Source organism: Marinobacter sp. Hex_13 (genome assembly GCF_001566815.1).
Taxonomy (GTDB): domain Bacteria; phylum Pseudomonadota; class Gammaproteobacteria; order Pseudomonadales; family Oleiphilaceae; genus Marinobacter; species Marinobacter salarius.
In genome coordinates, this window is sequence record NZ_LSMM01000067.1 from 1 (window position 1) to 20,595 (window position 20,595).

Consider the following 20,595-nt stretch of genomic DNA (forward strand, 5'->3'; position numbering starts at 1 on the left):
GCTGGAAGGCGAGGACGGCCGGATTATTACCGGCGCGGGTGATCGGATTTACGCCCGTGGTGAGAAGCCGGCTGACAATGTGGGCGTCTTCCGCCGCAGCAAGGAATTCCGCGATCCGGAAACCGGCGAGTTCCTTGGCCTTGAGGCTCGGAGTATTGCCCGCGGTGAAGTCATTGCCGAGAATAAAGACGTTCTGACACTCCGACTGAAGCAATCCAACGAGGAAGTGCGCATCGGGGACCGTCTGCTGGTTGGCGAAGAGCGTCGCATCACCACCAGTTTTTTGCCCAGCTCTCCCGACAGTGATATCGAGGCCCAGATGATCTCGGTCGATGGTGGTGTCAGCCAGATCGGGCAGTTTGACGTGGTGGCTATCAACCGCGGTGAACGGGAAGGTCTGAAGCCGGGCAATGTCATGGCCGTGCTGAAGAGTGGCAATCTGGTTCGGGATCCGGTCACCAATGAAACCATTGAGCTGCCCTCCGAGCGTGCCGGGCTGATGATGGTGTTCCAGACCTACGAGAAAATGAGCTATGGCCTGATCCTGCAGGCCACCCGTCCGTTGTCGGTTGGTGACAAGGTGACCAATCCCTGAGCTGATCACAACGTAAGACGTCCGTAGAAAGGGAGCCGCATCGCCGGCTCCTTTTTTTATGGCATAATTCACCCTCGGCCTGCCAGGAAGGCAAGCCCCCATTACCCAACCCTGATCCACGGAAGGATGCCATGTCACTCTCTACCGACACCCTGTCTGCCCGGAACCTGTTCCAGTCGGAACACGGGTTCTGGATATTCCTGTCCTGTCTGCCGAAATTCGGAGCCCGTCGCCAGCAGGCGATCCTCGAACAGATTCCGGATTTTCAGCAACTCCTGACCCATAATGCCGCCACTCTGAAAGCACTGGGTTTGGCGGCGGAAACGATCGATGCTCTCCAGGCATGGCGCCGCCAGGACAGCGCTCACCCTGTGATCGCCAGCGCCGACGGCATATACCGGGATTGCCTGCGGACCGGCACGGCTATCCTGACCATCGCCGATGCCGACTACCCCGAGCCTCTCAGGCATATTCACGACGGGCCATTGGTCCTCTATGTGCGCGGTGATCGCTCCCTGCTGGGGCGCGAGCAGATCGGTATTGTAGGTAGCCGCAACGCCACCCGGGCCGGGCTGGAACATGCCCGTTCCTTTGCCGCGGCGCTCGGCCAAAAAGGCTTGCTGGTGACCAGCGGGTTGGCCCTGGGGGTGGACGGCGCCGCCCATGCCGGCGCCCTGGATGCCGGCTTCCCGACCGTCGCCGTGATTGGCAATGGTGTTGATAAACCCTACCCCTATCGCCACCGCACGCTCAGTGAACGCATCGCCGGTGAGGGGGTGATTGTGTCCGAATACCCGCCGGGTACGTCCGCCAAGGCGGGCCATTTCCCCCGCCGAAACCGGATTATCAGCGGTCTCAGCCGTGGCATCCTGGTGGTGGAGGCGGGACTCAAAAGCGGATCCCTGATCACTGCCCGACTGGCGCTGGAACAGGGGCGGGAGGTATTTGCGATTCCGGGCTCGGTCCACAATCCTTTGGCACGGGGCTGCCATCACCTGATACGCCAGGGTGCGAAGCTGGTGGAAACCGTGGACGATATCTGCGAGGAACTCGGCGGCTGGTGGACCAGTCAGAACGAGGGCGATTCCTCTTCGGTGATCATGAAAAGGCCAGCGACCGAAGGCCTGGACTCCCGGGAAATCGCGGTGCTGGAGGCTTTAGGGTATGATCCGCAGTCAACCGATGATTTGTGTTCAGTGACCGGCCTTCCCGCCGATCAGTTGATGCAGTCGCTGCTTCTCCTGGAGTTACAGGGATTGGTGGATTCTGCGCCGGGAGGGTTTCAACGGATTGGCTGAGCCACGTTTTTTACAGACTTGAAGATTTCATGAAATCACCACAGCAACCTTTGTCCGACTGGCACCTTCATTGCGCCCGCCGCACCGTCCTTGGTGGCGGGGTCATTGCCTATCCCACGGAAGCCGTCTGGGGGCTGGGTTGTGACCCCTGGGATCAGGACGCCGTTGAACGGGTCCTGTCGCTCAAGCAGCGTCCCATGGAGAAGGGACTGATCCTTGTGGCGGCGTCTGTTGATCAGATACGGTTCCTGTTGGACCCATTGCCGAAGGAGCAGCAGCGCCAGGCGATGAGTCATTGGCCTGGCCCGGTTACCTGTCTTCTGCCGGATATCCGCAAGCAAATCCCACAACAGGTTCGGGGGCATCACAGCTCCATCGCTGTCAGGGTCAGTGACCACCCTGTTGTGCGCGCCTTGTGCGAGGCGGTCGGCTTTCCCCTGGTTTCAACCTCCTGTAATCCGGCAGGACGCCAGCCGGCCCGTTCCTCCTGGCAGGTACGTCGTTACTTCGAGGGCCAACTGGATTGGCTGGTGCCAGGAGAACTGGGCGGTAACCGTCAACCCAGCCGTATCATCGATATCGTCAGCGGAAAGCAACTGCGCTAGGAGTTCCCATGTCTCAGCACCCTGTCCAGCACCCCGACACCAATGCCGTGAAACAATACTTGCTTGGCCTGCAGGATCAGATCTGCGAAAGGCTGGCAGCGACCGATGGCAGGGGCGTTTTTGAAACCGATGCCTGGGACCGGCCCGAGGGCGGAGGTGGCATCAGCCGGGTGATCACCGATGGCGAGGTGTTCGAGAAAGGCGGTGTAAACTTCTCCCATGTGATGGGCGAGACCATGCCTGCGTCAGCCACCGCGCATAGACCCCACCTGGCGGGTGCGCCCTGGCAAGCCATGGGGGTGTCTCTGGTCATGCACCCTTCGAACCCCTACGTACCCACGTCCCACGCCAACGTCCGGTTTTTTGTTGCGACCCCCGAGGATGCAGAGCCGGTCTATTGGTTTGGCGGGGGTTATGACCTTACGCCCTATTACGGCTTCGACGAGGATTGCGTCCATTGGCACCGGGTTGCGAAAGCCGCTTGTGATCCTTTCGGCGACCAACTGTATCGTGAGTACAAGCACTGGTGTGACAACTATTTCTACCTCAAACACCGGGACGAGCCGCGGGGCGTGGGAGGGTTGTTTTTTGACGACCACAACACCGGGGATTTCAGCCGTGATTTTGCCTTGATGCAGTCAGTCGGGGACAGCTTCATCGATGCCTATGAGCCCATTATCGAGCGACGAAAAGCCATGGTGTGGGGCGATCGCGAGCGCGATTTCCAGCTGTACCGCCGCGGCCGCTACGTGGAGTTCAACCTGGTGTACGACCGGGGCACCCTGTTTGGCCTGCAGTCCGGTGGCCGTACCGAATCCATCCTGATGTCGCTGCCTCCGCTGGTGCGCTGGGAGTACGACTTCGTGCCGGAGCCCGGATCGGAGGAAGCGCGGCTGACGGACTACTTTCTTACCGGGCGGGACTGGCTGGAGAGCGCTGATGCACAATGATCTGTATGCGGTGGTTGGCAATCCGATCAGTCACAGCAAATCCCCCCGCATTCATAGCCTGTTTGCCCGCCAGACCGGCGAGCAGCTGGAATACACGGCCATACAGGCGCCGGAAGACGATTTCGCGAATACCGTAAAAGGCTTTTTCGAACGCGGTGGCAAAGGGTTGAATATCACCGTGCCTTTCAAGGAGCAGGCCTGGCAGTTGGCGGACCTGCGGACCCAGCGCGCCGAGCGAGCGGGTGCGGCGAACACACTCTACAAAGACAGTAAAGGCTCACTTACCGCCGATAACACCGATGGCAAAGGATTGGTTACCGACCTGATGGTCAACCATGGCGTTCGCCTGGCGGGTAAACGCCTGCTGGTGCTGGGCGCAGGTGGGGCCGTTCGTGGTGTTCTGGGGCCGATTCTTGCTGAAGAGCCTGCTGCCCTGACGATTGCCAACCGCACCCTGGCAAAAGCCGAGGGTCTGGTCAGTTTCTTTGAATCCGTGGCCGGCGATACGCACCTGGAGGCCTGCGGATTCGAACAGCCGGCCGACGCTTTCGACGTTATCATCAACGGCACCAGTGCCAGCCTGCAGGGAGATTTGCCGCCGGTTTCCACAAGTGTGATCGGTGCCGACACGGTGATCTACGACATGATGTATTCTCTGCAGACCACCACCTTCAACCAGTGGGCTCTGGACCAGGGAGCCACCCGGGTGTTCGATGGCCTGGGCATGCTGGTGGAACAGGCGGCGGAGTCGTTCCGGATATGGCGTGGAAAAACTCCGGACACCCGTCCGGTGATTGAAGAATTGCGAAACGACTGAGCCCAACCCGGATGAATGGGCTATGCTTCGCAGGTGCAAACGGTTCCCGAAGATCGCTGATTAATCGCTGATTTAAGGTCTCTGATGGATATACTCACCCTTGTCGGGCTGGTGGCAGGCGTACTGATTGTCGTGCTTGCGATGCTGGCTAACGCGTCGATACTGACCTTTTTCAACCTTCCGGGGTTGGCGATTGTGCTGGGTGGCACGTTTGCCGTTACCCTGATCAAGTTTCGTCTGCCTTCGGTGATGAGTGCTTTCAGGCTGGCGTTTTCAGCGGCATTCAAGGACCGCGTAGAACGGCCGGCGGAGTTGATCCGCGAAGTTGGCACATTGGCTCTTGTCGTTCGCAAGGAAGGTATCCTGGGCCTGGAAAACCACCCCACCAAAAACGAGTTTCTGCAAAAGGCCATCAATCTGTGCGTGGACGGCCACCCACCGGAGCTGGTTGAAGAAGCTCTGGCCCAGGAAACCCAACAGACGGCTGAGCGTTACGAAGTCTCCGAAAGGGTATTTCGTGGTATTGGTGAATCCGCTCCGGCCATCGGTATGCTGGGTACGCTGGTTGGCCTGGTGCAGATGCTCAACACCCTCGACGATCCGTCCTCCATTGGCCCGGCCATGGCGATCGCCCTGCTGACCACGCTCTATGGCGCCTTCATCGCCCAGCTGATCGCCCTGCCCCTGGCCGACAAGCTGCAGCTCAAGGCCGAAGATGAGGCACGTAACCAGGTACTGATCACCACGTCGATGCGTACTATCATGCGCGGCGAGAATCCCCGGGTGATGACCGAACTGCTGTCATCCTTCGTAACGCCGGAGCAGCGCAACGGTCTTGCGCCGGAGCGGGAGGCGTAGGTTTTGGTGGTCCACCAGCCCGTCAAAAAGAAGAAGCATGGCCGTGGCTCCCCGGCCTGGATCGTCACCTTTGCCGATTTGGCCACCCTGCTGCTGACCTTTTTTATCCTGTTGCTGTCCTTCGCCGAAATGGATGTTGAAAAATACCGTGCCATGGCCAATTCCATGGCGGTGGCCTTCGGCAGCAACCAGGTGCTCGGCGATGCGGTGGGGGGCTCGCCGCTGACATTGATTGAGTCGGATACGGTTTCCCTGCCGGAGCCAATGGAGACGGCGACCGACGAGCCCGAATTTATTGATGAACGCGCGGAGGGGGATGCCCCGACCAAAATTCCGGCGGGTGTGATCGATCTGGCCAGCCGAATGATCGAAGAGCTTGAACCGGAAGTGGCTTCGGAGGCATTGAGCGTCAACTACGATGAAAGCCGGGTGGTGATCCGGTTTTCGGAGGAAGCCACGTTCCGCTCCGGAGAAGCGGCGATCAAGCCGGGAATGGTGCCGATCATCGAGCGGGTGGTAGAGGTGTTGTCTGGTTGCACCGGTGACGTTCTGGTGGCGGGTTACACGGATGACCGCCCGATAGCCAGTGGCCGCTATCGCTCTAACTGGGACCTGTCTGCCGCGCGTGCCGTGTCGGTGGTTCACGAGCTGGTGCTGAATCGTCAGGTGCCGGCGGAGCGGGTTGTCGCGGCGGGCCGGGCGGAAACCAACCCGCTGGCGCCCAACGACAGCCCGGAGAACCGGGCCAAGAACCGAAGAGTGGAGATCGCCATCCGCAACCCGCAATGCGACGACAGCGTGGAGACGGATCAGTTACCGGTGGAAATTAACCCGTGAAGTTCGCATATGCCTGCCGGGAAGCTCCTCATAGTGAATTTATATAACCCCGGCGCTTTTAGATCTTTATACTGTGCAGCCCAACGCAAACACATTTGTCGTAACTATTTGCTGTAAAAAGCTGTAACGAAAAGGCCAGAGAGATTATGAGCGGACCTGACAAACCGAAAGTGATTGGTGAGGAATGGAGCGATGAGCGGGTAAAGAGCTTCCTGGCCATTACGCCCTACGACAGCAACATCAATCCTGACTTCAATGCCCTGATCAAGGCCTACCAGGCCATGATTGCCGAAGACTTTGACCGTTTCGTCGGTTTCTTTGTGGAAGCGGGGCGGGATCTCAACGCAGTTGATGAAAATGGTGAGACTATCCTGGACCTGGTGTCGCGGCACCGTCGTAGCACCGCTTACGCTGAGACACTTCGCAAAGCCGGCGCAAAAACAACGGCAGAGGCCGGGAGCTGAGCCCCGGCTCTACCATTGACGGCCCGCCGGTTTACTGGACGTCCACCTCAATAGCTTTGGGTTCGGCCGGCTCGGCCTTGGTTAACGTCAGCGACAGGATGCCATCCTTGAAGTTGGCCCGGATACTGTTCTCATCCACATTCTCCGGCAGGGTGAACCGGCGCAGGAAGCTGCCATAGATTCGCTCCACGCGATGGTGCTTGCTGTCGTTGGTTTCTTCCTCTTGCTTGCGCTCACCCTGGATGCTCAACACGCCATCCTGCACGGTGACTTTTACATCATCCTTTGACATGCCCGGCAGTTCCGCCTCAATGCGGAACGCTTCCGGTGTTTCCCGGATATCCACCGCCGGTGCCCAGTCGCTGCGGCTGAACAGGTCTTTACCCTCACGCTCGCCATTGCCACGGGCAAGGCCGAAGTAGCGGTTGTAGCGGTTAATCAGGTCTTCGAACTCGTTGACCGGATTCCAGCGAGTAATGTTGGTCATATGAAACCCCTCCTACGAATCTGAAATCACACGTTGATGTCAGCTTCGCTCGCGGAACAGCTCCATACCGGTGGCGCCAGCCGGATGGTTTTCCGTGAACTTCTGCTATTTTCGAATGTAGGATCGGTCGCTTATTTTTCAATAGTGTCTGCAGCAGAAATTTTTACCGGGATGAGAGACGGGCTGAAAGCCTGATGAAGGAAGGGCCGGAAACTGGCCATTGAAGGCCCCGGTTGACCCGAGTGAGGGTGCGCGCCCCAACGGAATCCGCGTAAGCCTTCCTGATCACCGCTTCCAACAAACGGTGCCAGCATTGTGGGGTCGGCGCTGATCACATGAACAACGACGTCGCGGCTGGCGTTGTCGCCGGTGATCAAAGGGGCCGCCTGATGGTCACCTGTCAGCACCAGCAGGGTCTTGTTATCCACATGACGTTTGGCGTACTCGGTGGCCACGTTCAGCGCATAATCCAGCGAGCGGGCGTAGTGATCGCGTACGCGCTCGGGGTCCCGCCACAGGCTTGCGGGTGCTTCGCCGGCATCTTTCCAGCGGTTAAAGATTTCTCCATCGCCAATGCTGTCCCAATCGTCCAGAACCGGGAGTATGGGGACCCATGGCGCGTGGCTGCTGATCAGTGCCACTTCAGCGAACACAGGGGTATGATCGGCGCGCTCCCGAATCTGGCGTTGGAACCATGACCAGGTGTACTGATCCGGCATGGTGACCCAGTTCAGGGCGGGTCCACGATAGCCCATGGAGGTGGAGTGATAGATGCGGTTGTAGCCGAACGCAAGACCCTCCGGCCACTCGCGGGTAATGGCGGGCATAACAGCCACGGAATCATGGCCAGTCGCGCCCATATCGTCAATCAGTGTGGGATAGTCACTGGCCAGGAAAGTGTCGTAATCGAGTTGGGTATCGATCCATTGGCCGCTGAGCAGCGTGGTATGCGCCAGCCAGGATTGACCACCCTGAACGGGGGATTGCAGGCGGCCCGTGACCATATGCAGGCCGGCGTTCGCCAGCACCTGCTCCATTTGCTGGAGGCGAGGCTGGATCAGGCGCCCGTAACGCGGGTCGGTGACGGATGATATACCGTAGGACTCAATGAACCCCAGGATCACATCGGTTTGAGCAAGCGCTTGCAGTGGCCTGGATTGGCTCGCGCCCGGGTTATCCATCAAATGTTGTTGGAAAGAGGCCGTTGACTGATAGGTATCAGCGGCCAGTTCAACTTGCTGAGTGGCTGCCCGGGCTGCCGTCAGGCCTACGAATGGTTGCGGTAAGAACGTTACCCCGATGGCGACGATGCCCAGAGACGCAACAGCCCTTGCCGCGGCGCGGGAGCGGTTTGCATCAACCTGCCGGAGCAACCGGCTCACGCAGATGCCCAACCCCACGAAGACAGTCAGGGCCATGACGATCAGCATCAGCGACAGCGTCACTCCCAGGTTGCTCTGCAGCAGGTTAAATACCGAACCGGCAAGGCCCAGCTCGAGATAGAGATTGAACGGTCGCCCGATGCTGTGCCGAACCAGGACATCACTCAGTGCAAAAAATGCGAGCAAACCAAAGAGAGCGCCAACAGTCGCCGCACCGACACGCTTTCCCGTGCTTTCAGGCAGAAGGGCGAACAGTCCACTTATCAGCAGGGCTTCGGCTGCCAACCAGGGCATCTGGGGGTAGTGCGGCAGCAGCAACGCCAGGAACAGAGCGTTCAGCAGGATGGTGGTGAGTAACAGTCGCTTCAATGGCGGATCTCTCCACTAAACCTCATTGAGATAGTCGTCCTTGAGTTTGACGTAATTGGCCGCGGTGTACTTGAAGAAGGTCTTTTCCTGATCCGACAACGCCCGGGCCTGTTTGCAGGGTGACCCAACGTACAGGTAACCGGACTCCAGGGTTTTGCCCGGCGGCACCAGGCAGCCTGCGGCGACAATCACTTCGTCCTCCACCACGGCGCCGTCCATGATGATGCAACCCATACCTACCAGCACCCGGTTACCAATGGTGCAGCCGTGCAGCAGCGCCTTGTGGCCAACGGTCACGTCATCCCCGATCTGAAGTGGATAGCCACCGGGGTTATAATCACTGGCATGGGTGATGTGTAGCACCGACCCATCCTGGATGCTGCAGCGGTTGCCGATGCGAATCTTGTGCATGTCGCCGCGCACCACGGTCATCGGCCAGATAGAGACGTCATCCCCGGTCTGGACATCCCCGATGACTACTGCGCTTGGGTCAATCCAGGCGCGTTCTCCAAATTGTGGCGTGTTACCCTTGTGTGTTCGTACATTCGACATTACATATACTCTTGAAATGGATTATTGCTTGTGGGGAAGGAGTCTCTGGGTGAGGCCTTTCCAAAACACGCTCAGGCACATCCATGTGGCGCTTGAGCTCCGCCATCCATGGCTCCGCACAGTTTTGGAAAGGCCTCACCCAGAGACTCCCCAAGCGTTGGAGTTACTTCAAATTACATCAGACACCCGGAGCTGAGAAGGGGACTTATGAATAACCCGTTATTGACCGACGACCTGTTGCCCAAGTTTGACCATGTTCGCACCGAGCACATGGAACCGGCAATCGACCAGATTCTCAGCGAGAACCGCGTGAAAATCTCACAACTGGCGCAGCAGGACGAACCCACCTGGGAAACCCTGGCGCAACCGATGCAGGCAACCGAAGACCGGCTGGAAAGAGCCTGGTCGGTGATTTCCCACCTGAACGGTGTGATGAACAGCGACGACCTGCGCAAAGTGTACAAGAACTGCCTGGAAAAGCTCACCGAGTACAGCACCGAGCTGAGCCAGAATGCTGAGCTCTGCGAGGCTTACAAGAAGCTGGCAGCAAGCGACCAGTACAATGAACTCAGCGAGGCACAGCGTAAATCCGTGGACAACACCCTGCGGGACTTCCACCTCGGTGGCGTCGATCTGCCCCAGGAAAAGAAAGAGCAGTACGCCAATCTGTCGATGGAGCTGTCGGAGCTCTCCAACCGTTTCAGCGACAACGTTCTGGATGCCACCCAACACTGGTTCAAGCACATCACCGATGTGGAAGAGCTGGCGGGTGTTCCTGAGAGCGCACTCGATGGCGCCAAGCAGGCAGCACAACAGAAGGATCTGGACGGCTATGTGATCACCCTGGATTTTCCCAGTTTCTACCCGGTGATGACCTACGGTGACAACCGCGACCTGCGCCGTGAAGTCTACGAAGCCTTTGTGACCCGAGCGTCCGACATGGGCCCGGATGCAGGCACCTGGGACAACACGCCAGTGATGGCGGAAATCCTCAAGCGTCGTCACGCTATGGCTCAGTTGCTCGGATTCGACAATTACGCCGAGCGCTCCCTGGCCACCAAGATGGCCCGCAATGTGGACGAAGTGCTGGACTTCCTGAACCAGCTGGCGGCCAAGTCCAAACCCATTGCCGAGCGGGAGTTTGCCGAGCTGAAGGCCTTCGCCAGGGATACCCACGGTGTTGAGGACCTGCAGGCGTGGGACATCGGCTACTACAGTGAAAAACTGCGCCAGGAACGCTACGACATTTCCCCGGAAACCCTGCGCCCATGGTTCCCGGTGAACAAGGTGGTCCCGGGCCTGTTTGCCGTGGCCGAGAAGCTGTTCGACGTGCAGATTGAAGCCAAACCAGACGTAGAAACCTGGCACCCGGACGCGACCGCCTATTGCATCAGCCGCAATGGCGGGCCCCTGGCCTGGTTTTACCTTGACCTGTACGCTCGCCAAGGCAAGCGTGGCGGCGCCTGGATGGCGGACTGCCGGGTACGCTGGCGAAACCTGCGCGGCCAATTGCAACTGCCGGTGGCCTTCCTGACCTGTAACTTCACGCCGCCGGTGAACGGCAAGCCGTCACTGCTGACCCACGATGAGGTCACCACGCTGTTCCACGAGTTCGGGCACGGCCTGCACCACATGCTCACCCAGGTGGATGTGCTGGACGTATCCGGAATCAATGGCGTTGCCTGGGACGCCGTCGAGCTGCCCAGCCAGTTCCTGGAAAACTGGTGCTGGAACCCCGAGTCCCTGGCCCTGATCGCCTCGCACCATGAAACCGGTGAGCCGCTGCCGGACGACCTGCTGCAAAAGCTGCTGGCGGCCAAGAACTTCCAGTCCGGCATGGCGATGGTGCGTCAGCTGGAGTTTTCGCTGTTTGACTTCCGCCTGCACGCGGAATTCACCCTGGATGCCCCCACTAACCCGCTGGATATGCACCGCAAGGTGCGTAGCGAGATTGCGGTGGTGGAAGCACCGTCATTCAACCGCTTCCCCAACAGCTTCTCCCACATTTTTGCGGGTGGCTACGCCGCGGGTTATTACAGCTACAAATGGGCCGAGGTGCTGGCGGCGGATGCGTTTTCGCTGTTCGAGGAGAAGGGTATCTTCGATCCGCAAACCGGCAAGGCGTTCCTGCAGAACATTCTTGAAAAAGGCGGTTCCCAGGAGCCGATGGAACTGTTCAAGGCGTTCCGTGGCCGTGAACCGGAGGTGGGTGCCCTGTTGAAACAGACGGGTATCACCGAAGACGCGGCTTGAGCCGATATCACCCGGTCAGTGTTGTGGCTGGCCGGGTTCTGGAATTGTTGGAGTTTTAACCATGGCGACCCCCAAACGTTTTATCGCCGGCGCTGTCTGTCCCCGTTGTGCGGAGATGGACAAAATCATGATGTTTACCACCGACGACGATGATCAGGTTCGCGAGTGCGTGGCCTGCGGTTTCACGGATGCGGTGTCTGATACCCCGGAGCCGACCAATCCCGAACTGGAAACCCGGGTGAACAAGCTCGACAACGAAGATGATCATACCGTTAAGCAGGTGGTGTTCTTTTCTTCCAAGGACGACTGATGGTCGGGAGTTTGCCTTCCTGTTGTAGCCTGCTGGTTTTGGAGGCCTGGACGGCGTCGTGGTGCTTTCTTCTGGGAAAAAGAACTCGCTGCGCTCAGACACCTTTTTCCCGGCAGAAAGCACCCCAACACCCTCCGGTTTGAACCACACGGATATCGCCGTTTGAGTCGAGCTCTCGGCTTTCTCTAGGCGATATTGACGCGGTTCGTTCGTGAGGGGGTAGGGGGATTTTTACTCGCCAGAAATGGGTGTCTGAGCGTAGCGAGTTCCATTTCAAGAGCAAAAACTCCCCCTGCCCCCTCGCAGCCCCCACACCAACCAGGCTAGAAAAGGAGGGCAAACTCCAAAAGCCTAAAGAACCATAGCCGCCAACCACCCAAAGCCCAACAACGGCAGGTTGTAGTGCAGGAACGTCGGCACCACCGTATCCCAGATGTGGTTGTGCTGGCCGTCGACGTTGAGGCCAGCGGTAGGGCCGAGGGTGGAGTCCGAGGCCGGGGAGCCGGCATCGCCCAGCGCGCCGGCGGTGCCGACCAGGGCCACGATGGCCAGGGGGCTGAAGCCCAGTTCCAGGGCCAGCGGCACGTAGAGGGCGGCGATGATGGGAATGGTGGAGAAGGATGAGCCAATGCCCATGGTGATCAGCAGGCCGACGACCAGCATCAGCAGGGCGGCCAGGGCTTTGTTGTCGCCGATGGCAGAGACGGAGCCCTCCACCAGAGTGGCGATGTCACCGGTTTCGCGCATGACTTCCGCAAAGCCGGAGGCGGCGATCATGATGAAGCCGATCATTGCCAGCATTTTCATGCCTTCGGTGAACAGGTCGTCGGCTTCTTTCCATTTCACCACCCCGGACAGGTTGAACAGTACAAAGCCAGCCAGCGCCCCGAGGATCATCGAACCCAACCACAGTTGAACCACGAACGCCGCCACGATGGCGACCAGGGCCATCAGCAGCGTGCCGCCGTTGTAGGTCACATCTACCCGTTCGGTGCGGGCGATGGCGTCCAGGTTGTAGTGTCGGTCGCCGCGGTAGCTGAAAAAGACGGCGACGAGAAGTCCACAGAGCATGCCGAGTGCTGGCAAGGCCATGGCGGACATGACATTGAGGTCGGTGGCGTCGATGCCGTTGTCACCCACGTTCGCCAGCAGTATTTCATTGAGGTATATCCCTCCGAAACCCACAGGCAGGAACATGTAGGGTGTGATCAGGCCGAACGTCAGCACGCAGGCTACCAGGCGGCGGTCCATGTTCAGTTTGGCCATCACATACAGCAGTGGCGGTACAACCAGAGGAATAAACGCAATGTGAATGGGCAGGATATTCTGGGACGACATGGCAATGGCCAGCAGCAGGCCAACGATCAGCAGGCGGATGCCGCCAGCGGCTTTGCCGTCATCCTGCCGGCCCACCAGGTTCAGGGCTTTGTCCGCCAGGGCATGGGCCAGGCCGGATTTGCCGATGGCAACGGCGAAGGCACCGAGGGTGGCGTAGGACAGGGCAACGGTTGCGCCGCCTCCCAGGCCCTCGTTAAACGCGGCAATGGTGGCGTCCAGTGACAAGCCGCTGATCAGGCCGCCGGCAACGGCACCGATAATCAGGGCAACAACAACGTGGATGCGGCACAGGCTCAGTACGAGCATGATCGCTACCGCAGCAACAACGGCATTCATGGCAGACTCCGGGATGTCGGGGATGGCTTTCAGCGCCCCGGAGGTGGGGCGGTTCAAGAAAGCGCGCTAATGTGCCGGAAACGCGTGCTGCAGTCAAAAATCGTGTTTACGTGTGGTCGTCAGCCACGTAGGTAAACCGGGGAACGTCCTCGCCAGCGACTTCCACCGTTTCCTGAAACATCGCCAATGGTCGTACCCATAGGCTGTAGTCGCCGTAAAGGCAGCGATAAACGACCATCGGTTCCTCGGTTTCACTGTGGCGGGCCACGCCGATAACGTCATAGTCCCTGCCTTTGTAGTGGCGGTAGCGGCCTGGGCGTAGCTCTGATTTCTTATCGGTCATCGTGTTTCTCCATACGTAGTTGATTGCTACGCATTTTTGAGGCGGACTTACTCCCAGTAAACGTCTAGACTGGTAAGAAGTAAACGCAAGGAGGCATTGGGACTGACTGTTGGCATCGACAGTTTAGTTGAGTTTTCCTGTTCCGGGTAACACGGCCACTATGAGCACTTTTTCAGTTTGCCGACTGGTGCGGATACTGTTGCTGGCGCTGACCATGGCCGCGGGCCCTGCCTACGGTGAAGGGGCATCGTTTGCCTGGTTTGAAGCATCGGGGCCGGAGACGGATGTGGAGGATATCCGTGGCCTGGCGGAAGCGCAATGGCAATCAGTTGCCCGTAAACAAACCCTTAATTTTGGCTTCACCAAAAGCACCTATTGGTTACGAGTTGAGGTGCCTGCTGAGCCGGTTAACCGGGTGCTGGAAATCGGCTATCCGCTGTTGGACGATGTGCGGGTCTACTGGTATAGCGGGGGCGAGCAGGTGGAACGCCATGTCACCGGGGACAGTCGCAAGTTCGGCTCCCGCCCGATATACCACCGCAACTTTGTTTTTCCGGTACCTTCGAACAGCGACCCCACCACAGCGTATGTCCGTGTTCAGAGTGAGGGGGCTGTGCAGATCCCGGCCCAGGTTATCGAGTCGGCGGACTTTCTGGCGCGAGAGCAGTTGGACTACGGCTGGCAGGCGGTTTTCCTGGGCATCATGATTGCCATGGCCCTGTACAACCTGTTTGTATTCGTCATCGTCCGTCAACAGGCCTATCTGTGGTACGTGTTGACCGTGGTTGCGTCCGCACTGGTGTTGCTGAACTTCAACGGCCTGGTGTTCCAGTGGCTCTGGCCGGATTTGCCGATTCTGAACCGTTACTTCACGGCCCCGGCCATATCGGCCAACATTCTGTTTGCGGTGATGTTTGCACTGAACTTTCTCGCCGTCCGAAATTACAGCCGGGTGTCCTACCGCGTGTTGCAACTGGTGGCATTGGTCAGTGGGTGCAGTCTTGTCTACGGCCTTTTCGGGTCTTACCAGAGCTCTACAACCATCATCAGCGTATTCGCGGCGGTAATCACTCCCCTTACCTGGATTCTTGGCCTGGTCGTCTGGCGCAAGGGCCAGGCATTGGCGGGGTTCTACGTGGTGGCATGGACCCCGTTACTGCTCGGGCATCTGGTGATGTCGATCAGTAAAATCGGCCTTATCCCTACCAGCACGGTAACAGAGCTTGCACCCCAGACGGGTGTGGCGCTGGAGGTCGTTTTGATGTCGTTTGCCCTGGCGTACAGAATCAACCTTGAACGCCGCCTCAGGATTGAGGCCCAGGACCATGCCCTGGACATCCAGCTGCAAGCCAACCAGACGTTGGAAGCCCGCGTTCAGGCGCGTACGGAAGAGCTGGAGCAAGTCAATGAGCAACTTAAGGCGGTTTCCATTACCGATGGCTTGACCGGGGTTGCCAATCGTCGCCAGTTTGACGAAAAACTGGAGGCAGAATGGCACCGTGCCCTGCGCCAGGGACATCCCCTGAGCCTGGTCCTGTTGGATATTGATTACTTCAAACGGGTGAACGACAACTTTGGCCATCTGGCGGGGGATGATTGCCTGGTCAGTGTCGCGTGGGTCTGCGCCGCCGAAATCCAGCGCTCAGGAGATTTGCTGGCGCGATACGGCGGCGAGGAATTCAGTGTGCTCCTGCCGGCGACGCCGGAGGCCGGGGCCGCCAATGTGGCTGAACGCTTGCGGGTGGCTGTGGCGGGCACATCGGTTTACGTTGGTGACCACAGCAGCCCATTGAACCTGTCGGTGAGCGCCGGGGTGGCCACCATCCTGCCGGAACCGGGCAGCCGCCCCGAGGATCTCATCGGCAGGGCCGATGAGGCCCTGTATGCCGCTAAGGGCGCAGGGCGTAACCAGGTGATGGTATTCCGGGAGTCGGGCGCAGAGGCCATCGCCGGTTCCTAACGTCAGTTTTTCAGCTTGTAGCGGCCGGGGCCGAGAAAAATAACGGCTACCGCGATGAACAGGAAGAAACCCTGCAGCTCCAGTGCCCAGCCGCCGTGATTGCCCAAGGTCATCAGTTCATGGCTGTGTACCAGCGCTATGGCCACCAGCATGTTGAAGGCGATGAGTAAGGCGCCGATACGGGTCTGGTAGCCCAGGATCACCATTAATGGTGCCAGCAACTCACCAATGAACACGCCCCACGCGAAAAAAGCGGGAATCCCATGGCTGGCCAGTTGGCCTTCGATGAAGCTCACGCCATGGAACAGCTTGGCGATGCCATGAAACAGCAATAGTCCGCCCAGGGTCAGTCGAACAATCAGTTTTCCCAGATCCGCGTTGTCGAGCAAGGTTTATTCTCCCGTCAGGAAAGGTTTATTGGTCAGCGGGCAAGCTTAACCGGTTTGTGGCCCGGCTCAAATCAAAGGTTGCGGATCTGGGGGTACAGCGGCACCAGTTTTTTGATCAGTTGGTTCTGCGCACCCGTGGGTATGCCGTTCTCTTCCATGGCCAGGATGAGGTTCTCAGCCAGGGCATTGAATTGGGTGTCCGTCACGTTCATATCGGCGTGGCTTTCGCGCATTCCGCGCCCGGAATAGGTGCACGGCCCACCACTGAGTTCGCAGAGTTGGTCCGTCAGGTTGGTGTGGAACTGGCGCACGTCAATGCCACGAAACTGATCGTTGATACGCTCGTCTTCGACAATCCGGTAGAGCAGGTCTTCGACGATATCGGCAATGCCGGAACGCTCCCCAAGCTGCTGATAGAGAGAAGTATTCTGTTGACTGGATTCAACCATGGACTGGCAACCGGAGAGGACCAGCAGGGGCAGCAGAACCATGATGATGACGGAATGTTTCATAGTATCCTCCCGGGCTTTCAGAAACTGGCCTGCAGTGACAGGTAGGCACCGCGCTGGTCTTCCAGAGTGGCAACGTCACCAAGATTGACCAGGGCGGCCGTGACCGACAAGCGACGGTCGGGTACCCAGGCTACGAAAACATCCCACCAGTCGTCCTCGGTGGCGAAACCCAGGTTGTCCGGTTTCTGGCGGTATTCGGTACCCACCAGCCACTGGCGGGTCACAAACAACCCGACACTGCCTTCAAACATCGCCTCGTAGCTGTCGTTACGGTCGCCACCGAAACCCAGGAGGCCGCCCTGGTTGGCCTTGGTCCCGCGAACGGTGGCATTGACCAGCAGATTGCGATCCATCACCGCCGCGAAGAAGAGTTTGCTGCCTCCGACGTAGATATCGGTGCCGCTGTCATCTTTGGCGCCGATGGCGTCGGGTACGGTAAACTCGCGGTTGCGTTTGTGCAGAAGCCCGGCTGACCATTGCCCCCAGGGGCTGTAGAGGGCGTCGCCGGCGAGTCTCACTTTGAGCCCGAAAACGTCCTGTACCAGTTCGTCCTCTTCAAGGCCAAAGCCGTTTTTCAGGGTGAACACCAGGCTATCCAGGTCCAGAGTCTGGCGTGCCAGCGTGAGCTCAACACGATTGTTCCAGGTGACGCCTGTCCCGACCACCGACAGGGTATAGTCGTCGGTTTCGGAGCGGGACAGGGTCAGCGTGCCCCCCCACTCTTCATCGCTGGCATAACCGCCAAGCAGGGCCCAGGGTGACAGACCGCCCCCGGCGGCACCCCCGATGGACGTTACCCCACCGGTGGCCCAGAGTCTGCTGCCCGTGTCTGCGAACAGGTTCGCCGATGCCGTTAATACCAGCAAGCCGGTGCCTAGTGCCCTGGCCAAGCGTGTCATGACGTGGTTTCTCCTGCGTATCTGAGTTCCTGCTGACGATTCGTCAGCGACTGTTCTGTCTCCTGCAGGTCGCCAGCGGCGACGGGACGACTGAGGAAGAACCCCTGCCCGATCTCACAGCCCCAGTCCCGCAGCAGCGACCAGCTTTCGGCGTTTTCGATCCCTTCCGCCACAACCCGCAACCCCAGGCCATGGGCCATATCAATGGTGGAGCGCACGATGAGCTGGTCCTGGGGTTCGGTATTCAGGCGCAGGACGAAGGATTTGTCGATCTTGAGTTCCTGCACCGGCAGATTGCGCAATTGCGACAGCGAGGAATAGCCTGTGCCAAAGTCGTCCACCGACAGTGTGACACCGAGTTGGCGTAAGCGCCGCAGGGTTTCAAAGGCCGTTTCGGGTTCCTCCATCAGGGCGCTCTCGGTTACCTCCAGGGTGATACTGGACATGGGTAACTGCCATTGGGAAAACGCCTCGGCAACTTCCCTGGCGAGTTCCGGGCGGGTGAGGTCGAGCGCCGACAGGTTGATGGCAACACCAATATTCAGGCCCGCGGCGTGCCACTTGCTTGCATCGTTGGCAACACGGCGGAGAATGTGTCGGGTCAGGTCGGTGATCTGGCCGGATTGCTCCGCCAGGAAAATGAACTCTTCCGGTGAGATGAACCCCAGGTCCGGGTGAATCCAGCGCACCAGTGCTTCGGCCTGATGAAAGCCGGCAGACGCCATATCAAGTTTGGGCTGGTAGTTCATATGCAAGCCGTTGCTGGCAATGGCGTGGTGCAGATCAGAGATCAGCTGAAGTTCCCTCAGGTGGTTCTCATCCTGTCCTGGCTGATAATGGGTTACGGGCAGCCGGCTTTTGTGTGCCTGTTCGAACGTGAGGTTCAGGCGCCTGCGAACCTGGTCGGTATCGATGGCGTCCTGGGGTAGCTGCAGCGTAACCATGGTGCAGCGAAGGGAGAACGGAGTGTTGTCGATGAACAACGGCGATTCCACGATTTCGCTGATCCTGGTGGCAAGTTTATCGAGCTCGGATTGCGGCTGGAGACCAGTCATCATCAGGAATTCGGCGCCTCCGGTCCTTGCCAGTGCTGAGCTGCCGGGCAGTGCTTCCTCCAACCTGGCCGACACCGCCTGTAAAACCTTGTCCCCGAACTCGAGGCCCAGAGTGTCATTGACGTCAGAAATATCATTGAGGCGCAGGCCCATCAGGCTGCAGGGGCGGTGGTTGTCGAATTGCTCCCGCAGGCGCGACAGGAAGGCGTTTCGATTGGGTAGCCCGGTAATTTCATCGTGGCTGGCGGCGTAGTGTATCTGCTCCTCGCGGTCCCGCAGTTTGCTCAGCATGTCGCCGAGCGCCCTGCGTAATTCGGCCAGTTCACCGCCGGCGCGGATACGGGGAGGTGCGGGCGTGTGGCCATCGCCGATGGCCTTGGCATAGTCCGCCAGTTGCAGGACTGGTTGCCCCATGTTGCGAGCGATAATGAGCGCAATCAGGGCAGCCAGCACCAGAACGGCACTGACCAGCGTAAGAATTTCCACAGCACGCTCATAGTAGTTGCTGAGACGGGCCTCACGGTTGATTAAGAGCAGCAGCTGCAGGGCCGGCGTTTCGTCCCCGCTCAGGCTTATGATGCGGGTGAAGTAATGTGTACTCTCAAGAAACTGGTCCTCGCCGGACGTCCTGGCCATGGCATTGTTCAGTTCATCCAGCCTCGATGCGTTGATGGAACCCGGGTCGGTAAGAATCTGATAACTACCCTCCTCACCAGAGGAGGCCCTGAACAACACCTCGGTTCCGCTTAGTCGACCGATAATGTCGGTAAGATCATTGTTGAGGTTAAAACCGGCAATCAGCCATGCCCTTAATCCAGGTGCTTCCACCGGAATGGTGAGCAGTTCAAAGCCGTCCGCACCGAAGACGCTCATCTGGCTGGCAAAACCTGTTTGTCGCGCCTTGGAGAGCATTTCTGTAACCAGCGGGCTATTGGCAAACGCATCGGGCAGTCCATCGGTGTCGGCGAGAATATGTCCGTCGCTGCCAAGCAAGACGGCAAAATCGGCATTCACCCTTCGGGCCTGATTGGTCAGTGCGCTGTCCGTGGTGGCGCGATCTCCGCTGGCGACGGCAGAGCGAAAGCCGAAATCGCGGACCACAACGTCCAGCCGGGAAAGGATCAGGCTGGTGCGGCGCTCAAGCACTTCCTCTGCAACTCGTTCACCGAGACTCAGTTGCTCAAGTGCACGTACTTTCTCATCCTCGAACAGGTAAAGCATTAGCAGTGCACCGATGCTCAGGCTGACGATGGCCACCATGGTGACCATGACGGTGACTAAACGTCCACGAAACCCTATTCGGCTAGCGACCGCCATCAAAGCTCCCGGAAACGTTCTTGCAGGCCATCCAGCCTGTCATCACTCGCGGGTTCCGGGGACAATTTCACCGACAGTTCGAGTGATTCGGGATAGGGTTGCTCAACGGTGAATCGGGCCATACGGGTGTTGTCTGTCAATCGGGGGTGCCATACCTGGAGCTCAATCTTACCGGACCCATCGTCTGCCGACGGCGGAATCTCAACCGTCAATCGGCCCTGTTCATCCGTTCGGCCTGAGGGTGCACTGTCGGTGACCAGAATAAAGGCCTGCATGTGATCATGGATGTTGCAGCCAATTTCCACCACACCGGTCTTGTCGAAGACAACCGGTTCCGTCGGACGTCCGGCGTATAGCTCAATGTTGAATGCCTTGGCGGGTGAGAATGAGTAGACGTGGTGCTGAGTGTTGTCCTGGTTGGGAAAATCCACTCTGGAATTCTTGGGTATGATCAACGTATGGGGGTGAAAGTTGCGATTTTTTTGGACAATCTCAGCTTCTACGGGGGATTCCGAGAGGCCGTTTTCCAGAATCACTACGGCATTGGCGACCGGCTTTCCTGACAGGTTATCGGTCAGTTGAAGAGGTACGGTGTTGGTCTCGGCGCCGTTGCAGAGAGAGCCTGCAAGCAACAGAAACAGGGTTACGGTCAGCTTGTACATCAATGTT

Annotated in this window: 20 protein-coding genes and 1 pseudogene; 11 read left to right on the forward strand and 10 right to left on the reverse strand. The window is 58.7% G+C overall.

Annotation, left to right across the window (positions count from 1 at the left end; genetic code table 11):
* The 8 genes and pseudogenes from AXW11_RS16510 to AXW11_RS16545 all read left to right on the forward strand — a co-directional run.
* Positions 1-595, forward strand: a pseudogene (locus AXW11_RS16510) (LysM peptidoglycan-binding domain-containing protein); the annotation flags it as partial.
* Between the two features lie 131 nt (positions 596-726).
* Positions 727-1,893: a DNA-processing protein DprA gene (gene dprA / locus AXW11_RS16515; RefSeq protein WP_091643237.1), complete on the forward strand. Its 1,167-nt coding sequence runs from the start codon at positions 727-729 to the stop codon at positions 1,891-1,893.
* Between the two features lie 29 nt (positions 1,894-1,922).
* Complete coding sequence (gene tsaC / locus AXW11_RS16520; RefSeq protein ID WP_041332729.1) at positions 1,923-2,498, forward strand: L-threonylcarbamoyladenylate synthase type 1 TsaC; 576 nt, start codon at positions 1,923-1,925, stop codon at positions 2,496-2,498.
* Between the two features lie 8 nt (positions 2,499-2,506).
* Positions 2,507-3,448: an oxygen-dependent coproporphyrinogen oxidase gene (gene hemF / locus AXW11_RS16525; RefSeq protein WP_041332731.1), complete on the forward strand. Its 942-nt coding sequence runs from the start codon at positions 2,507-2,509 to the stop codon at positions 3,446-3,448.
* Entirely contained in the window at positions 3,438-4,265 is an 828-nt protein-coding gene (gene aroE, locus AXW11_RS16530; protein WP_041332733.1) for a shikimate dehydrogenase, read from the forward strand. Before hemF ends, aroE begins: the two co-directional genes overlap by 11 nt.
* An 84-nt stretch (positions 4,266-4,349) precedes the next feature.
* On the forward strand, positions 4,350-5,123 hold the full coding sequence (locus AXW11_RS16535; RefSeq protein ID WP_075196391.1) for a MotA/TolQ/ExbB proton channel family protein: 774 nt from the start codon (positions 4,350-4,352) through the stop codon (positions 5,121-5,123).
* A gap of 3 nt (positions 5,124-5,126) precedes the next feature.
* Positions 5,127-5,960 (forward strand): flagellar motor protein MotB, encoded by an 834-nt coding sequence (locus AXW11_RS16540; protein WP_041332735.1) that lies wholly within the window; start codon positions 5,127-5,129, stop codon positions 5,958-5,960.
* A gap of 146 nt (positions 5,961-6,106) precedes the next feature.
* Positions 6,107-6,424 carry a PA4642 family protein gene (locus tag AXW11_RS16545; RefSeq protein ID WP_007152958.1) on the forward strand — a complete coding sequence of 106 codons (318 nt, stop codon included), beginning with the start codon at positions 6,107-6,109 and terminating at the stop codon, positions 6,422-6,424.
* 31 nt (positions 6,425-6,455) lie between these two features.
* Here the strand turns inward: AXW11_RS16545 and AXW11_RS16550 are convergent, their stop codons facing one another.
* From AXW11_RS16550 to AXW11_RS16560, 3 genes are all read right to left on the reverse strand, one after another.
* Positions 6,456-6,911 carry an Hsp20/alpha crystallin family protein gene (locus tag AXW11_RS16550; protein WP_085678214.1) on the reverse strand — a complete coding sequence of 152 codons (456 nt, stop codon included), beginning with the start codon at positions 6,909-6,911 and terminating at the stop codon, positions 6,456-6,458.
* A 131-nt stretch (positions 6,912-7,042) separates the two neighbouring features.
* On the reverse strand, positions 7,043-8,662 hold the full coding sequence (locus AXW11_RS16555) for an alkaline phosphatase family protein (RefSeq protein WP_091643240.1): 1,620 nt from the start codon (positions 8,660-8,662) through the stop codon (positions 7,043-7,045).
* 15 nt (positions 8,663-8,677) lie between these two features.
* Positions 8,678-9,214, reverse strand: a complete 537-nt coding sequence (locus AXW11_RS16560) for a gamma carbonic anhydrase family protein (RefSeq protein ID WP_041332737.1) — start codon at positions 9,212-9,214, stop codon at positions 8,678-8,680.
* Between the two features lie 207 nt (positions 9,215-9,421).
* On the opposite strand from AXW11_RS16560, the gene prlC reads away from it, so the two are divergent.
* Together prlC and AXW11_RS16570 are read left to right on the forward strand one after the other, a co-directional pair.
* Positions 9,422-11,467, forward strand: coding sequence for an oligopeptidase A (gene prlC, locus AXW11_RS16565; protein ID WP_091643242.1), 2,046 nt, complete (start codon positions 9,422-9,424; stop codon positions 11,465-11,467).
* A gap of 61 nt (positions 11,468-11,528) precedes the next feature.
* Positions 11,529-11,777, forward strand: a complete 249-nt coding sequence (locus AXW11_RS16570) for a YheV family putative zinc ribbon protein (RefSeq protein WP_091643245.1) — start codon at positions 11,529-11,531, stop codon at positions 11,775-11,777.
* 351 nt (positions 11,778-12,128) lie between these two features.
* Here AXW11_RS16570 and AXW11_RS16575 read toward each other — a convergent pair whose 3' ends face one another.
* Together AXW11_RS16575 and AXW11_RS16580 are read right to left on the reverse strand one after the other, a co-directional pair.
* Positions 12,129-13,451, reverse strand: coding sequence for a Na+/H+ antiporter family protein (locus AXW11_RS16575; protein WP_091643248.1), 1,323 nt, complete (start codon positions 13,449-13,451; stop codon positions 12,129-12,131).
* 106 nt (positions 13,452-13,557) lie between these two features.
* Positions 13,558-13,794 carry a DUF1653 domain-containing protein gene (locus AXW11_RS16580; protein WP_041332743.1) on the reverse strand — a complete coding sequence of 79 codons (237 nt, stop codon included), beginning with the start codon at positions 13,792-13,794 and terminating at the stop codon, positions 13,558-13,560.
* 160 nt (positions 13,795-13,954) lie between these two features.
* Here AXW11_RS16580 and AXW11_RS16585 point away from each other — a divergent pair, with 160 nt between their 5' ends.
* Positions 13,955-15,754 carry a sensor domain-containing diguanylate cyclase gene (locus tag AXW11_RS16585; protein WP_227517832.1) on the forward strand — a complete coding sequence of 600 codons (1,800 nt, stop codon included), beginning with the start codon at positions 13,955-13,957 and terminating at the stop codon, positions 15,752-15,754.
* 2 nt (positions 15,755-15,756) lie between these two features.
* On the opposite strand, the gene AXW11_RS16590 is transcribed toward AXW11_RS16585, so the two are convergent.
* The 5 genes from AXW11_RS16590 to AXW11_RS16610 form a co-directional block, all read right to left on the reverse strand.
* Positions 15,757-16,143 (reverse strand): DoxX family protein, encoded by a 387-nt coding sequence (locus tag AXW11_RS16590; protein WP_085678200.1) that lies wholly within the window; start codon positions 16,141-16,143, stop codon positions 15,757-15,759.
* Positions 16,144-16,214: 71 nt separating this feature from the next.
* Entirely contained in the window at positions 16,215-16,655 is a 441-nt protein-coding gene (locus AXW11_RS16595) for a group I truncated hemoglobin (protein ID WP_036211834.1), read from the reverse strand.
* A gap of 17 nt (positions 16,656-16,672) precedes the next feature.
* Entirely contained in the window at positions 16,673-17,554 is an 882-nt protein-coding gene (locus tag AXW11_RS16600; RefSeq protein WP_091643250.1) for a DUF3034 family protein, read from the reverse strand.
* Positions 17,551-19,926, reverse strand: coding sequence for a putative bifunctional diguanylate cyclase/phosphodiesterase (locus tag AXW11_RS16605; protein ID WP_091643253.1), 2,376 nt, complete (start codon positions 19,924-19,926; stop codon positions 17,551-17,553). Before AXW11_RS16605 ends, AXW11_RS16600 begins: the two co-directional genes overlap by 4 nt.
* Positions 19,926-20,588, reverse strand: a complete 663-nt coding sequence (locus tag AXW11_RS16610) for a methylamine utilization protein (RefSeq protein ID WP_091643255.1) — start codon at positions 20,586-20,588, stop codon at positions 19,926-19,928. Before AXW11_RS16610 ends, AXW11_RS16605 begins: the two co-directional genes overlap by 1 nt.
* Positions 20,589-20,595 lie beyond the last annotated feature (7 nt).

Coding starts and splice junctions, on each gene's coding strand:
- dprA (WP_091643237.1), top strand. CDS start 727: ATGTCACTCTCTACCGACACCCTGTCTGCCCGGAACCTGTTCCAGTCG.
- tsaC (WP_041332729.1), top strand. CDS start 1,923: ATGAAATCACCACAGCAACCTTTGTCCGACTGGCACCTTCATTGCGCC.
- hemF (WP_041332731.1), top strand. CDS start 2,507: ATGTCTCAGCACCCTGTCCAGCACCCCGACACCAATGCCGTGAAACAA.
- aroE (WP_041332733.1), top strand. CDS start 3,438: ATGCACAATGATCTGTATGCGGTGGTTGGCAATCCGATCAGTCACAGC.
- AXW11_RS16535 (WP_075196391.1), top strand. CDS start 4,350: ATGGATATACTCACCCTTGTCGGGCTGGTGGCAGGCGTACTGATTGTC.
- AXW11_RS16545 (WP_007152958.1), top strand. CDS start 6,107: ATGAGCGGACCTGACAAACCGAAAGTGATTGGTGAGGAATGGAGCGAT.
- AXW11_RS16550 (WP_085678214.1), bottom strand. CDS start 6,911: ATGACCAACATTACTCGCTGGAATCCGGTCAACGAGTTCGAAGACCTG.
- AXW11_RS16560 (WP_041332737.1), bottom strand. CDS start 9,214: ATGTCGAATGTACGAACACACAAGGGTAACACGCCACAATTTGGAGAA.
- prlC (WP_091643242.1), top strand. CDS start 9,422: ATGAATAACCCGTTATTGACCGACGACCTGTTGCCCAAGTTTGACCAT.
- AXW11_RS16570 (WP_091643245.1), top strand. CDS start 11,529: ATGGCGACCCCCAAACGTTTTATCGCCGGCGCTGTCTGTCCCCGTTGT.
- AXW11_RS16575 (WP_091643248.1), bottom strand. CDS start 13,451: ATGAATGCCGTTGTTGCTGCGGTAGCGATCATGCTCGTACTGAGCCTG.
- AXW11_RS16580 (WP_041332743.1), bottom strand. CDS start 13,794: ATGACCGATAAGAAATCAGAGCTACGCCCAGGCCGCTACCGCCACTAC.
- AXW11_RS16585 (WP_227517832.1), top strand. CDS start 13,955: ATGAGCACTTTTTCAGTTTGCCGACTGGTGCGGATACTGTTGCTGGCG.
- AXW11_RS16595 (WP_036211834.1), bottom strand. CDS start 16,655: ATGAAACATTCCGTCATCATCATGGTTCTGCTGCCCCTGCTGGTCCTC.
- AXW11_RS16600 (WP_091643250.1), bottom strand. CDS start 17,554: ATGACACGCTTGGCCAGGGCACTAGGCACCGGCTTGCTGGTATTAACG.
- AXW11_RS16605 (WP_091643253.1), bottom strand. CDS start 19,926: ATGGCGGTCGCTAGCCGAATAGGGTTTCGTGGACGTTTAGTCACCGTC.
- AXW11_RS16610 (WP_091643255.1), bottom strand. CDS start 20,588: ATGTACAAGCTGACCGTAACCCTGTTTCTGTTGCTTGCAGGCTCTCTC.